At 57.4% G+C, this 13927-nt stretch carries 15 protein-coding genes and 1 tRNA gene; 5 read left to right on the forward strand and 11 right to left on the reverse strand.

The features are described 5' to 3' along the window. Positions 1-5 precede the first annotated feature (5 nt). The 8 genes from ACR0JB_RS15280 to ACR0JB_RS15315 all read right to left on the reverse strand — a co-directional run bounded on the left by ACR0JB_RS15280 (position 6) and on the right by ACR0JB_RS15315 (position 4303). Positions 6-524: a GNAT family N-acetyltransferase gene (locus ACR0JB_RS15280; RefSeq protein ID WP_170399958.1), complete on the reverse strand. Its 519-nt coding sequence runs from the start codon at positions 522-524 to the stop codon at positions 6-8. Next, entirely contained in the window at positions 521-1075 is a 555-nt protein-coding gene (locus ACR0JB_RS15285) for a helix-turn-helix transcriptional regulator (RefSeq protein ID WP_170399960.1), read from the reverse strand. The genes ACR0JB_RS15280 and ACR0JB_RS15285 overlap by 4 nt, the downstream gene beginning before the upstream one ends. Before the next feature lie 119 nt (positions 1076-1194). Then, the gene (locus tag ACR0JB_RS15290; RefSeq protein ID WP_170399962.1) at positions 1195-2211 is read right to left on the reverse strand and encodes a Fe(3+) ABC transporter substrate-binding protein; all 1017 of its coding nucleotides are present in this window, start codon (positions 2209-2211) and stop codon (positions 1195-1197) included. A 142-nt stretch (positions 2212-2353) separates the two neighbouring features. Continuing rightward, the gene (locus tag ACR0JB_RS15295; RefSeq protein WP_170399964.1) at positions 2354-2917 is read right to left on the reverse strand and encodes a hypothetical protein; all 564 of its coding nucleotides are present in this window, start codon (positions 2915-2917) and stop codon (positions 2354-2356) included. Positions 2918-2948: 31 nt separating this feature from the next. Continuing rightward, the gene (locus ACR0JB_RS15300; protein WP_170399966.1) at positions 2949-3452 is read right to left on the reverse strand and encodes a p24 family protein; all 504 of its coding nucleotides are present in this window, start codon (positions 3450-3452) and stop codon (positions 2949-2951) included. Then, positions 3445-3828: a hypothetical protein gene (locus ACR0JB_RS15305; RefSeq protein ID WP_170399968.1), complete on the reverse strand. Its 384-nt coding sequence runs from the start codon at positions 3826-3828 to the stop codon at positions 3445-3447. Before ACR0JB_RS15305 ends, ACR0JB_RS15300 begins: the two co-directional genes overlap by 8 nt. 183 nt (positions 3829-4011) lie before the next feature. Further along, the gene (ykgO, locus tag ACR0JB_RS15310; RefSeq protein ID WP_008755722.1) at positions 4012-4137 is read right to left on the reverse strand and encodes a type B 50S ribosomal protein L36; all 126 of its coding nucleotides are present in this window, start codon (positions 4135-4137) and stop codon (positions 4012-4014) included. 91 nt (positions 4138-4228) lie between these two features. Next, positions 4229-4303 (reverse strand) — tRNA-Val (locus tag ACR0JB_RS15315). Between the two features lie 148 nt (positions 4304-4451). Between ACR0JB_RS15315 and ACR0JB_RS15320 the strand changes: the two genes are divergently transcribed. Then, positions 4452-5312, forward strand: a complete 861-nt coding sequence (locus ACR0JB_RS15320) for an N-formylglutamate amidohydrolase (RefSeq protein WP_170399970.1) — start codon at positions 4452-4454, stop codon at positions 5310-5312. A gap of 2 nt (positions 5313-5314) precedes the next feature. Here ACR0JB_RS15320 and ACR0JB_RS15325 read toward each other — a convergent pair whose 3' ends face one another. Both ACR0JB_RS15325 and pyrF read right to left on the reverse strand, forming a co-directional pair. Continuing rightward, complete coding sequence (locus ACR0JB_RS15325; protein WP_170399972.1) at positions 5315-6568, reverse strand: DNA polymerase IV; 1254 nt, start codon at positions 6566-6568, stop codon at positions 5315-5317. Between the two features lie 358 nt (positions 6569-6926). Next, positions 6927-7631, reverse strand: coding sequence for an orotidine-5'-phosphate decarboxylase (gene pyrF, locus ACR0JB_RS15330; protein ID WP_170361982.1), 705 nt, complete (start codon positions 7629-7631; stop codon positions 6927-6929). A 150-nt stretch (positions 7632-7781) separates the two neighbouring features. On the opposite strand from pyrF, the gene ACR0JB_RS15335 reads away from it, so the two are divergent. Together ACR0JB_RS15335 and clpB are read left to right on the forward strand one after the other, a co-directional pair. Next, positions 7782-8102: a hypothetical protein gene (locus ACR0JB_RS15335; protein WP_170352007.1), complete on the forward strand. Its 321-nt coding sequence runs from the start codon at positions 7782-7784 to the stop codon at positions 8100-8102. A gap of 129 nt (positions 8103-8231) precedes the next feature. Continuing rightward, positions 8232-10850, forward strand: coding sequence for an ATP-dependent chaperone ClpB (clpB, locus tag ACR0JB_RS15340; protein WP_170399974.1), 2619 nt, complete (start codon positions 8232-8234; stop codon positions 10848-10850). 50 nt (positions 10851-10900) lie between these two features. On the opposite strand, the gene ACR0JB_RS15345 is transcribed toward clpB, so the two are convergent. After that, positions 10901-11806: an alpha/beta hydrolase gene (locus tag ACR0JB_RS15345; RefSeq protein WP_170399976.1), complete on the reverse strand. Its 906-nt coding sequence runs from the start codon at positions 11804-11806 to the stop codon at positions 10901-10903. A 306-nt stretch (positions 11807-12112) separates the two neighbouring features. On the opposite strand from ACR0JB_RS15345, the gene msrP reads away from it, so the two are divergent. Together msrP and msrQ are read left to right on the forward strand one after the other, a co-directional pair. Further along, entirely contained in the window at positions 12113-13015 is a 903-nt protein-coding gene (msrP, locus tag ACR0JB_RS15350; RefSeq protein WP_170399978.1) for a protein-methionine-sulfoxide reductase catalytic subunit MsrP, read from the forward strand. 4 nt (positions 13016-13019) lie between these two features. Beyond that, on the forward strand, positions 13020-13634 hold the full coding sequence (msrQ, locus tag ACR0JB_RS15355) for a protein-methionine-sulfoxide reductase heme-binding subunit MsrQ (RefSeq protein WP_170399980.1): 615 nt from the start codon (positions 13020-13022) through the stop codon (positions 13632-13634). Positions 13635-13927: the final 293 nt, after the last annotated feature.

Genomic DNA, 13927 nt, shown 5'->3' on the forward strand with positions numbered 1-13927 from the left:
CCGGATCAACTTAGGTTTTTGTACATATAGGTCGTAGGCTCTAGCCGGTCCTCAAGCGGATTGCGGCAATAGTCCGGGATCTCTCCGGCGATCTGAAAGCCTAGGCTTTGATACAGGATGCGTGACGGGTCTGTACTGCGTGTGTCAAGCACCAGCAAGGTACGGCCCAGCTGGATAGCCCGGTCCTGAAGCGCCGCCATCAAGACCCGCCCCAAACCCCGGCGTCTGGCGCTGGGGTGAACCAGCAGTTTGGCCACATCGGCCCGGTGTGGCTGGTTGGGCATCGTCGCGGGGATCAATTGCACCGTGCCCACAATGCGTTCGTTTTCACGAAAGACGAACAGGTCCAGCGAGCCGGTCTGTACGTTGGGCCGCACCCGGTCTTGCCAATAGGATCGGGCCTGATCCGATGAAAAGGGCAGGATGAACCCGATACTGGCCCCGTCCTGTACACAAGCGTGCAGGATATCGGTCAGGTCGTCCAAGGCGGTGTCAAAGCTGCAAACGTCGATGCGTGTAATCATATCAGCACCAATAGGTATCGTGCCCCACGCGCGGGCGTTGTTTCAAACCGCGTGGGACCCGCAAGGTGATAGCGCAGGCAATCGCCGCCATTCAAATCATGGGCAACGCCGTCTACGGTCAGTTTCAGCGCGCCGTCCAACATGATCAGGTGATGTTCTTGCCCAGGCTTTGGTGGCGCATCGTACGTGATTATCGCATCGGGGGGCAGGTGACCTTCCAGCACCTCTCCGCTAAGCCCAGAGGCGGGCGGAGATACCGAGCGACGGGTAAATCCGGTTTCCGGGTCGCGCCATTCGGGTTGCCGTTCGAACGGTACGCGAGGGTCGAAACTGTCTTCGACCATCATCAGCAGACGCGACATCGGCAGGCCATAAGCTGCGCAGAGGCGCCCCAGCGTTTCAGCGGTCGGGCTGACATCGCCCTTTTCCATCCGCGAAAGCGTGGCGCGGCTGATGCCGCTGTGTTCGGCCAGTTGGTCCAGTGACCACCCATGGCTCCGGCGCAGTTCGTTCAGACGGTTGGCGAGGCGGTTCGAGAGATCATCCAGCATGTTCATATGTGAGAAAATCGTTCATTATAGAGATTATTCTCCAAAAATATGTAATACGCAATAAAAAAGGGCGCAGAAGTTTCTGCGCCCTTCAAAGTGTTAAGGTCTCGTGCGCTGGGTTATTTCCAGCCAGCCTCGTTAAAGATTTTTTGCGCTTCAGGAAGGTTCTTTGCGACCTCGGACAGGTTCACTTCATCTGCCTTGAACTCACCCAGTGACTTGACCGAGTCCGCAAGTGCGACGCCGTTCACCGCCGGGAACTCGTCATTGCCGGCCGAGAAGTATTGCTGGGCCGAGTCGCTGGCAAGGTATTCCAGGAACAGGATCGCGTTGTCCTTGTTCGGTGCATTCGCGGCAACACCGGCTCCGGACAGGTTCATGTGCGCGCCAGTGCTGTCGTTGTTAGGGAACGCCCAGCCGATTGAGTCGATTTCCGACGAAACGCCTTTGACATCCTTGCGGATGGCGCGGGCAAAGTAATAGGTGTTCGACACGGCGATATCACATTCGCCCGAAACAATGCCACGCAGCTGGTCGGTGTCGCCGCCCTGCGGATCGCGCGCCATGTTGGCGACGATGCCTTCGGCCCAGGCCTTGGCGGCCTCAGGTCCTTCGTGGGTGATGATCGATGCCAGAAGCGTCTGGTTATATGTGTTGCTGGACGAGCGGATGCAGACCAGACCCTTGTATTCAGGTTTCGCCAGATCGGCGTAGGTGGCCGGCGGGTTGGCTACGTTTTCCTTGTCGAAAAAGATAATGCGGCCTCGCTGCGAAAAGCCGAACCATTGGTTGTCATTGTCTTGCAGATTGGCGGGGATACGTTCTTCGAGAACAGCGCTGTCGATCGATTGCAAAATGCCCGCGTCTTTGGCCCGCGCCAGACGCGAGGTGTCTACAGTCAACAGGATGTCCGCGGGCGAGTTGGCGCCCTCAGCTTCCATCCGTGCAATGAGTTCGTCGGCCTTGCCTTCGATACGGTTGATGGTGATGCCGGTCGCCTCTTCGAAATCAGAATAGAGACGTTCGTCGGTGTCGTAGTGGCGTGAAGAGTACAGGTTCAGTTCACCTTCGGCGGCGGCAGAGGTAGCAACCAAAGCCGTCAGAGCGGCGGCAACGCAGGTAGAGGATTTCAGCATCATTTGTCCCAACATTGAAAATCGTGGCGGGTATTAACCCGACTGATTTGGTCAATTAAACGATTCTGAGGGGGATGCAAGGAAATCTGACAAATTTAGTTGGTCAAAACGTCGCTCGCCGTTCTTGCTGCGCACGCTGCTGTCAGGATCGACGCTGTTTGTTCTGTCTTCCTTCCGGTTGCGGTGGTGCGGGTGACGGCGCCGGCTCAGGTTCGGGATCGTCGCTGAGTACCGGTTCCTTGGTCAGCATGGCCTGAGTTACAGCTTCCATGTATTTTTGCAGCAGGACCGGCGGATCGGCCGGGGCAAGTTTTATGGTCAGCCTGCTTGCACCTTCCTGGCTATAGGCATAGCGCGAGGAATAGCTGGCGTTGACCTGGGCCGCCACGGGCCCCCAGCCGCCTTTCACTGAAGCGCTACCTGATTTTTCGGTCTGTTTGGTCATCGAGATCGCCATTTTGACCTCTATCTCGGCCTCCTGCACCGCATAGAATGCGGGGAGGAATCCCATCGACACGAGGCTGAATTCCTTGGCGGGGCCTTCGGGGTTGGAGAGATCGGGAAGCAGAATTTTTTGATCGGCCATGTATTTGGCCATATCAGTCGAGTGGCGATCCAACTCGCTTTGTGATTCAGCAACAGAAAGGGCCAGCTTCTGAACCATTTCCGCAAAAGGGACGTTTAACAACTCCTGCCCGATACTCATTTCCAAACTCCTTTTCTAAAAGTCCAAGGTATCATTTTATGATTTGAGTGTTCGAGCGCCGCCGCACTGAGAACGTGATTCTGGATGAATTCTGGCTGAGGGCTTGTTTCTTGGCATTGGTCGCCACCTGGGCGCGGTCGCCTATCTGGCCAAGCCCCACCGCGGCGTCGACCGTTACGTTGTCGATTGTAAAGTCGCTGCTGCCTTCGGATCCGGCCAAAATCTGCTCACCAATGGCTTGGGAAAACTCCTGCAGATCCACCAATTGCGTGTCTTCATCCTCTGCATCCATTGATGCCGTTGCGCCGTACATGGGATTCGTAACAGGCGGCATACCAGCTCCGACCATCATTTCGCCGCCCTCTTCCAATCTATCGACCCGCTCTTGCAGATCCGAGATTGTCTGCCGCAGTTCTTCCTCGCGCGTTTCCATCGCCGTCAGGCGATCAGCAAGAGATTGAAGAAGGGTCGTAAAAGCCTCGGGCAGTTCTGTAACTCGGACCTCAAGTGGCTGGTGTTTTTCTTTCTTAGCCATCGGGTGTCTCGTCCACGCGGGAATCGCTTACTGGGCCAGGGGCAAACCGCATCCGCATGGTTGATGCGCTTTTAGTGTCGATCGTATCGGTTTGTGTGAGTTTTGGCCCAAAGAAGAACGCTGCGATTGCACCGCGCCCGCCATCCTCGACCGAGCTGCTCATCTCCATGACGACTTTCAATTCTACGTCGACATCTTGCATATGATAAAAGACTGGCGGAATTCCAAACTCGAGCAATTCAGGGGGGTAGCTTTTGAGAGCAGCCAACTGATCTTCGTTCAACTGCTGTGCGGCTTGGGCAACACTTTTGCCGATGTCTGCAACCATATCCGTCAGTGTCGTACCGAGAGTTGTGTTCTGAACGTCGTTGGCCAAGTTGACCTCCCGTCATCGAAAATCCGGAGAACGTTAACACGAGAACGCTCTATCACAACGCGAAATATCAAAATCAAACTTGCCCGGTCCTTCATGAGGCTAAGCGCAGGCGAAAAACGCATAGTTGGAAAACAAAAAACCGCGCTCGAAGGCGCGGTTTCTTTAAGTGGTTATGTGCAGTTCTTAGCCCTGACGAGCTTTGAACTTGCGCTGCGTCTTGTTGATCACGTAGACGCGGCCTTTGCGACGCACAATACGGCAATCACGGTGCCGGTTCTTGAGCGAGCGGAGCGAGTTCTTGACCTTCATTGGTCTGTCTCCAATCTGCGGCGCCTTCATCAAGGACGTGGCCAGCGCCTGGGTTAGTCGGGTGCCCCGGAAGCCCGGAACAGTGAAATCATGGTGGGCGGTACAAGGATCGAACTTGTGACCCCTTCGATGTCAACGAAGTGCTCTACCGCTGAGCTAACCGCCCACGTCCCGTTGCGTTGTCCTACCCCATAACGAAATGGGGCGCGGAACCCCGCGCCGGTAGCGGGGTCTATAAAAGGAGTCGCAAAGGGGTTCAAGGGGTTTGGCAGAACTATTTTCCGGTCTATGTTCAATGCGAACAAGGAGTCACCATGCCGAACGCCCCCTATGTATTGGACATGCCCGCCAGACGCACGTCATGCGTGGTGTTTTCTTCTCCTCATAGTGGTCGGAGTTACCCTCAAACGCTGTTGAACCGCACGGTTCTAAGTGAAAATGTGATTCGATCCTCGGAAGATGCCTTTGTAGATCAGCTGTTTTCTGCGGCGGCTGACTTTGGCGCGCCGTTGATCTCGGCAGTGTTGCCGCGGGCGTATCTGGATCTGAACCGCAGTGCCGAGGAGCTGGATCCGGCACTGGTCCAAGGGGCGCGACGTTCCGGGCATAACCCCCGGGTGGCATCCGGGTTGGGGGTGATTCCCCGCGTGGTGGCCAATGGGCGTGCGATCTATCGCGGCAAGCTGACGATGGATGAGGCGCGCCTGCGCATCGACACCTGCTGGCGGCCCTATCATGCACGTCTCAAATCCTTGTTGGCCGAATCGCTCGACGTCTTCGGCCAGGCGATATTGATCGATTGCCACTCGATGCCGCATGAGGCGGTCGCCATGGCCAGCAACGCGAAATCCAAGCGGCCAGATGTGGTGCTGGGGGATAGGTTTGGCGCGTCAGCCTCAATCGAGGTTGTGGATCGGATCGAAGCGGCCTTTGTGTCCGCCGGGCTGAACGTGGCACGCAACGCGCCCTTTGCCGGGGCGTATGTGACCCAGACCTATGGCCGCCCCGCCCGTCAGCAACATGCGGTGCAGATTGAAGTTGACCGGGCGCTTTACATGGACGAGGCCAACATCGTGCCGAATGAGAATTTTGCCCTGTTTCAAGAGATTCTGCGCGACATCATTCAGGAAATCGCCAGCATTGGCGATGATCCAGTTCGCCTGGCGGCCGAGTAAGCTCAGCGCAGCGCGCGGCCTTTCACAATTGCATCATTGCCAAAACGGCGCCGAATCTCGTCGGTGGCACGTTCGGCCTGCGATCGCTGAGTGGCTCCGGGATCCAGCAAATCGCCCGATATATCGGCCTGCGCTTCGGGGCACAAATCAGACAAGCCAACGCCCAGCAATCGATAAGGCCCCTGATCGCCAACCTGGTCGAAAAGGCCACGGGCCGTGCGATAAAGGCGATCGGCAATCTGGGTGGCATCGCGCAGGGATACGCGCCGGGTGATGATCTTGTGATTGGCTCGTTTGAGTTTCAGGGTGACAACACGCCCGGCCAAACCTTTGGCCTTTGCCCTGTCCGCCACCTTTTCGGAAAGGCGCCAGATGTGCCCATCCAGAATATCCAGACTGGCGGTATCTTCGAAAAACGTCGTTTCGTTGCTGATGGATTTCATCGGCTCATGGGCTGAGACGCGTCGTTTGTCCTGCCCGCGCGCTAGATGCCAAAGCCGGTAACCCATTGATCCGAAACGTGCGGTCAGCGCCTCTTGGTTCCAGCGCAGCAGGTCGGAAAAACTGCGGATACCCGCGCGATCCAGCGATTCCTGCGCGGCAGGGCCGATGCCCCAGATCAGCCGCACGGGTTTGTCGTACAGGAACTCAGCCGTTTCCGCTTTTCCGATCACCGAGAATCCGCGCGGCTTGTCGAGGTCCGAGGCGACCTTGGCCAGAAACTTGTTGTGCGACAGCCCGATAGAGCCGGTCACACCCAACTCATCCTTCATCCGCCCAACCAGCCGCGCCAGCATAACGGCAGGCGGCGCGCCATGCAGGCGCTGCGTGCCGGACAGGTCCATGAACGCCTCGTCCAGCGACAGCGGTTCGACCACCGGGGTCAGTTCGTCCATCATCTTGCGAATCTCGCGCGACACTTCGGCATAGACCGACATGCGCGGCTTGATCACCACCGCCTCGGGGCACAGTTGCAAGGCTTTGAACATCGGCATGGCCGACCGCACCCCGCGAATGCGCGCCACATAACAAGCGGTCGACACCACGCCGCGTTTACCGCCGCCGATGATTACCGGCTTGTCGGCCAACTCGGGATTGTCCCGCTTTTCGACCGAAGCATAGAAGGCATCGCAATCCATATGTGCGATGGACAGATCAAACAGCTCGGGATGCGCCTTGATTCGCGGGCTGCCGCAGGCAGTGCAGCGCCGTTCGTCGGTCAATTTGGTCAGGCAATCTCGGCAGAGACCGGGCATGAAATCTTCCCGCCTTTCATGCGATTCAATTAGTGGTTTCTTTATACCAGCCCCAGCTGTGGCACGAAATGCCAGCGATTACTGAAAACAGGGTCATGTCCGAAAGAAGACCCCCCGCGAAGTGGCGGGGGGAGGTGACGGACCTCAGGAAGAGAGGGTCCGCGGGGAGTATCACACCCCTAGAATCGCGCAAAACCGCCAATTTCGATAGGACCGAGGTCACACATGAGAAACTCGTATTTTTCATGTGTGTTTTGGGGCACAGCGGCGATTTGGCACGGTTGGGCCGGAAAGTGACGTTAGGTCAACTGGTTGCAAGCCATTTCTGCGCGGAAATTCGCTGATTTGGTGGCACTTGTCAGTGATGTGTCAAGGAATTTAACTCAGCAAGAACCGCCTGGGCTGCGGCTTTTGGGTCCTGTGCCTGATAGATCGGGCGGCCAACAACGATGTGATCGGCACCGTCGCTGATTGCACTGGCCGGGGTGGCCACACGTTTCTGATCGCCCAATGCTGCGCCTGCTGGTCGGACACCTGGAGTAACGATCAGACGACCTTCGGCCTGGGGCAGGGCGCGGATTAGCGCGGCCTCTTGCGGGCTGGCGATGACGCCATCGGCCCCGGCCTCTAGCGCGCGTGCCGCACGTTCGACCACCAGTTCCTGCACGTTGCCCTCTTTCAGCAGGCTGGCATCCAGATCGTCGCGGTTCAGTGAGGTCAGGATGGTCACGGCGAGGATTTTAAGGTCCTTGCCTGAGGCACCCTCTTTCGCGGCGCGTACCACATGGGGATCACCATGCACGGTCAGGAAATCCAGATCGAACTGCGCCAACCCGCGCACAGCGTTTTCCACTGTGTTGCCGATGTCGAACAGCTTCATGTCCAGAAAAATGCGCTTGCCGTGATCCTGTTTCAGCTCATTAGCCAGGGCCAGCCCGCCCCCGGTCAGCATACCCAGCCCGATCTTGTAGAAAGATACGGCATCGCCCAGCCGCTCGGCCATGGCCAGACCTTGCAAGGCGTTTGGAACATCAAGGGCAACGATCAGGCGGTCATCGGACATGGGGCAAGCTCCTTTTTGGCAAACGTCTGCGTCCTAACGGGTTCCGCGCCTTGTGTCCATGCAGGACCGATGTTTGATCGAAGTCGCATTCCTCATGACTGAGTGTGCTATGGTCCTCCCACTACAAAGAACATTTAAGATGGGGGACTCATGAAACAGTTTGCGGGTGTGGGGTTTGTTTTGTCTTTGGTTGGCTGTCAGCAAATGCCGTTGCAGCCAGAGGCCGCAGATACGGTCATCAGATCCCCGACCAATCAGGACCTGCGCCTTGTGCGCGGCTATCGTTCGACCGACGATGATTGCCAGTTAACCGGCGAAACGGCCTTTACCGTCGATTTTCTGGATGACGCGGCTGATCTTGTGTCCTGCCCCTCAGGCAGCGATGCGGCGCAATCATTGGTCGACATGTATAATGCACGGCAAGTCGCAAAAACCGGAGGGTATACAGTCTATTCCGTACCGCGCCGTTAAGTGCGGATTCTGCGGCTTAGCCTCTTGAACCGTCAAAGATATTTCCCAGATTGAATGTGAGGCCCAGACCGACGCGTGCCGCCAAGCGGGCGCATCACATTCAGGGCGCTTGAGATAAAGGAGAATGCTATGGACTTGAACAAGTTCACCGAGCGGGCACGGGGGTTCGTGCAGGCGGCGCAGACGATTGCGCTGCGCGAGGGGCACCAGAGGTTGGAGCCCACACATATTTTGAAAGCATTGATGGATGACGATCAGGGTCTGGCCAGCAACCTGATCACACGTGCAGGTGGCGCGCCGAACCGCGTGGTCGAGGCGCTGGATGCTGCGATGGCCAAAATCCCGAAGGTCAGCGGCGACGCAAGCCAGATTTACATGGACGGCCAGACCGCCAAGGTGTTGGACGAGGCCGCCAAGATTGCCACCAAAGCGGGCGACAGCTTTGTGCCGGTCGAACGCGTGTTGATGGCACTGTGCATGGTGAAATCCAAAGCCAAGGACGCTTTGGATGCCGGCGCTGTGTCTGCGCAGAAACTGAACGAGGCAATCAATGATATCCGCAAGGGTCGCACCGCTGACAGCGCGTCGGCAGAGGAGGGCTATGACGCGCTCAAAAAATACGCGCGCGATCTGACCGAGGCTGCGGCCGAGGGCAAGATCGACCCGATCATCGGACGGGATGAGGAAATCCGTCGCTCGATGCAGGTTCTGTCGCGTCGTACCAAGAACAATCCGGTTCTGATCGGGGAACCCGGCGTTGGTAAGACCGCGATTGCTGAAGGTATGGCCCTGCGCATTATCAATGGTGATGTGCCGGAATCGCTGAAGGACAAGAAACTGCTGGCGCTGGACATGGGCGCGCTGATCGCCGGTGCGAAGTACCGCGGTGAATTCGAAGAACGCCTCAAGGCGGTTCTGACCGAGGTCACCGAGGCCGCCGGTGAGATTATCCTGTTCATCGACGAGATGCACACATTGGTCGGTGCCGGTAAATCCGACGGTGCGATGGATGCCGCCAACCTGATCAAGCCCGCGCTTGCACGAGGTGAGCTGCATTGTATCGGTGCAACCACGCTGGACGAGTACCGCAAATACGTCGAAAAAGACGCGGCCCTTGCGCGCCGGTTCCAGCCAGTGATGGTGCAGGAGCCGACGGTCGAGGACACGATCAGCATCCTGCGCGGTATTAAAGAGAAGTACGAGCTGCACCACGGTGTGCGCATCTCGGACTCGGCACTGGTATCGGCGGCGACCCTGTCGCATCGCTATATCACCGACCGGTTCCTGCCTGACAAAGCTATCGATTTGGTCGATGAGGCGGCGTCGCGTCTGCGGATGGAGGTAGACTCCAAGCCAGAAGAACTCGATCAACTTGATCGTCAGATCCTGCAGATGCAGATCGAGGAAGAAGCGCTGAAGCTTGAGGATGACGCAGCCTCCAAGGATCGTCTGGAAACCTTGCAAAAGGATCTGGCCGACCTGCAGGAGAAATCCGCGGAGATGACCGCCCAGTGGCAGGCCGAACGCGATAAGCTGGCAGGTGCGCGTGATCTGAAGGAGCAGCTCGACAAGGCGCGGGCCGATCTGGAGATCGCTAAGCGCGAAGGCAACCTCGCCAAGGCGGGTGAACTGTCCTACGGCGTCATCCCCGAGCTTGAGAAAAAGCTGACCGAGGCCGAAAACGCCGAAAGCAACGCCATGATGGCCGAGGAAACGGTGCGTCCGGAACAGATCGCTTCGGTGGTCGAACGCTGGACGGGTATCCCGACTTCGAAAATGCTGGAAGGTGAGCGCGAGAAGCTGCTGCGGATGGAAGACGATCTGCATTCCCGCGTGATCGGTCAGGATGCGGCGGTGACTGCCGTGGCCAACGCCGTGCGCCGTGCGCGTGCTGGCCTGAATGATGAGGGTCGCCCGCTGGGTTCGTTCCTGTTCCTCGGACCGACTGGCGTGGGTAAGACCGAATTGACCAAGGCCGTGGCGAACTTCCTGTTCGATGACGACAACGCGATGGTGCGCATCGACATGTCCGAGTTCATGGAGAAACACGCGGTTGCCCGTCTGATCGGTGCCCCTCCGGGCTATGTCGGTTATGATGAAGGCGGTGTGCTGACCGAAGCCGTGCGGCGTCGGCCCTATCAGGTCGTGCTGTTTGACGAGGTCGAAAAGGCGCATCCGGATGTGTTCAATGTGCTGCTGCAGGTTCTGGACGATGGTGTGCTGACCGATGGTCAGGGCCGCACCGTGGACTTCAAGCAGACGCTGATCATTCTGACGTCGAACCTCGGCTCTCAGGCGCTCAGCCAGTTGCCCGAAGGTGCGGACAGTGCGCAGGCCAAACGCGACGTGATGGATGCGGTCCGGGCGCATTTCCGGCCGGAATTCCTGAATCGTCTGGACGAAACGATCATCTTTGACCGGCTCAAGCGGGCCGATATGGATGGCATCGTTGATATCCAGATGGCACGCCTGCAGAAACGTCTGGCCGCCCGCAAGATCGAGCTGGCACTGGACGATGGTGCCAAGGAATGGCTGGCGAACGAAGGCTATGATCCGGTCTTTGGTGCGCGTCCGCTGAAACGCGTGATTCAGCGCGCGCTTCAGAACCCATTGGCCGAAGCCCTGCTGGCCGGTGAGATCAAGGACGGCGAGACTGTCCCGGTGACCACCGGAGCCGAAGGTCTGATCATCGGTGACAGGCTGGGCACGTCAGATCGACCCCGCCCGGACGATGCCGTGGTGCATTGATCTGAGATTGGAAACCAGAAAGACCCGCCAAACTGGCGGGTCTTTTTTTTTTACACCTTGGCAAAATGCCCATTCAGAAAAACAGCGATTTCCGTCAGCGAGGCATCGGCTTCGGGTATCTCCGGGTAAAACTCGAACACGTGCCACATGCCCTCCCATACACGCAGGGTGCAGTCGGCGCCGGCCTGTCGCAGCAGGCGATCCAGACGCACGCAACCGCTCAACAAATGATCGCGGGTTCCCGAAGTCAGAAAGACGGGTGGAAAATCTGCGTCGAAGAGGCCGTAAATCGGAGATACGTCGGGGGCTGTCAGGTCGACGTCTTTGCCAACATAACAGTCACGGAAAAAGTCGATTTCAGACTGATTTAGAAACGGGTCGCGATCTGCCAGTCCGCTGTCCCCGTTGTTCTGCAGGTCGACAAAAGGTGAAAGCAGGGCCAGTGCCTTTGGCAACGGAGCGCCATTTGCGCGCGATCTATGGACTGCTGCCAATGCAAGATTTCCCCCGGCAGATTCACCGCACAGGCAAGCCCCAGGCGTTTCGGCCAGTACAGACGAGATGACTGCGGTGCAGGCATCAAGGGCCGCCGGGTATGGCGCTTCGGGGGCCAGGGGATAGTCCGGTGCAATCACAACCGCGCCGGTCTTCGCTGCCAGCCAGGCTGAGATTGGCAAATCCTCAAACGGGCTGCCAAGGGTAAAGCCGCCGCCGAACAGATAGACCAACCTGCGGCCAGGGCGCGGTTCGGCAGGAGTGATAACCATGCAACGCACACCGCCAATTGTTTCATCGGACAGTGCAACGCCGGACATTTCTACGGCTGCGGTACAACTGTCTGCGTAATCCTCTCGCAACATAGCCCGCATTTCGGGAAGAGGCTGCGTTAAATCCCGAATTGCGGCTTGTTCGGCATAAGATGCAGCCTTGGCACTGATTGCGGCGGGGGCGGGCATAGGTTTGTTTTTTCTGTGGTTCATACCATTGATATCGCAATGTCAGCAGGCGCAAGGGATCTAATGGATGCAGGTATGCTTTGACGGTTTCCCCAAAAACACCGCACTACGTCTGTTGATCCATTGCAAAGCCTGCACGTTCCGGGCCTGAATTGCAAAGTTTAGCTTGGTTGGGAACGTTCTGAAGTCCACGCCTACAGGCGACTACGTTACAATCTCGTCGCTCAATCGTGACGCTCATTACCTTGGCACTGTGCTATCAGCGATCTACCTCATACTCGAGGTGTTTTGACAACGGAGACATACATGGCGCATCGCTGGACCAATACATTGACACATGCGGACGTCACCCCAAGGGCGGCGTTTTTGAACCGGCGTCAGGTTATGGCCGGGCTGGCAGGTGTCGGACTGGCGGGGATGGCGCGCGGCGCGACGGCGCAAGAAGCGCTGGAGCCGAACACCTGGGAAGAGATCACGTCTTATAACAACTTTTATGAATTCGGGACTGGCAAGGATGATCCTGTCAAATATGCCGGTGCGCTGACCACCGAACCATGGAGTGTTAAGATCGACGGTCTGGTCGACAATCCGGGCGACTATGACTTTAAGGATATCATGTCCGAGATGACGGTCGAAGAACGCATCTATCGTTTCCGTTGTGTCGAGGCCTGGTCGATGGTGATCCCGTGGAACGGGTTCGAACTGGCTGATCTTCTGAACATGGCAGGTGTTCAGGAAGGGGCCAAATACGTGGCCTTTGAAACCGCCTTGATCCCCGATGAGATGCCGGGCGTGCGCTACCCGATTCTGGAGTGGCCTTACCGCGAGGGTCTGCGCTTGGATGAGGCGATGCATCCGCTGACCATCATGGCGACGGGTATTTATGATCGGCCGATCCCAAACCAGAATGGTGCGCCGCTGCGTTTGGTGGTGCCGTGGAAATACGGCTTCAAGTCGATCAAGTCGATCGTGCGGATCACTCTGACAGAAGAAGAGCCACCCACCAGCTGGAACATGTCGGCGCCACGTGAGTATGGCTTCTATAGTAACGTGAACCCGAACGTGAACCATCCGCGCTGGTCGCAAGCCTCGGAACGTGAAATCGGCGGCGGTCTCTTTGCCAAGCGTATCCCAACCCTGATGTTCAACGGCTATGAGAACGAGGTCGCTGGGCTGTACGAAGGCATGGATCTTTCGCAATACTATTAAGTCTATGCAGCAGGTGAATCATATATTACGCCGTATTCCGGCTTGGGCGGTCTACCTAATTGGGGCGCTTCCAGCGCCCTGGTTGTTTTACCAGGGGCTGACAGGCGGATTGGGCGTAAACCCGATAGAGGCGTTGGAGCATCGTTACGGAGAGTTGGCGTTACAGCTTCTGATTGGTGTACTGGCGATTTCTCCACTGCGGCGATTCATCGGCCTGAACCTGCTGAAGTTCCGCCGCGCCCTTGGGGTTCTGACCTTTGCGTATGTCACGCTGCATCTGTTGGTGTGGCTAGTGTTGGATGTGCAGGTGCCCAGCCAGATTTGGGCGGATATCGTTAAGCGCCCTTATATAACGGTCGGCATGGCCGCTTTTGTCTTGATGCTGCCGTTGGCGGTGACGTCGAACAATCTGTCGGTGCGGAAATTGGGTCCGCGATGGCGCAGCTTGCAGCGCCTGGTGTTTCCCGCGGCGATTCTGGGTGGGCTGCACTATGTCATGTTGGCCAAGGGCTTCCAGATTGAACCGCTGGTCTATCTGTCTGCAATCGTCGGCCTGTTGCTACTGCGTTTGCCTATATCCGGTGTGCTGACTCGGTCGCGTCAGGCCGATTCCATCTGACTCGGCGCTGAGTCTATGGGTAACCCTGTTCAAAAGCTGAGATTCGAGGTGGGATGCACTGCGTGTTGCGGGTTTCGTGGAGTGTGTCGTTATTTAAGAGTATGATTTATATGGGTAAAATTTAAATCTGCGGTTTTTTGCGAGTTTGTCGAATTTTCCACTTGCGGGTTGTTTGGGTAAACCTTAGAACCCCCTTCACCGGCGCTGCTGAGGCGGTGTTGGGACGCTGGAGACGGCGGAGACGCTCAGGAGAGACTGGGGGCATCTTGAGGGATTTGTTAGGCGGGCGCGCT

The organism is Ruegeria sp. BI7, from assembly GCF_056537925.1.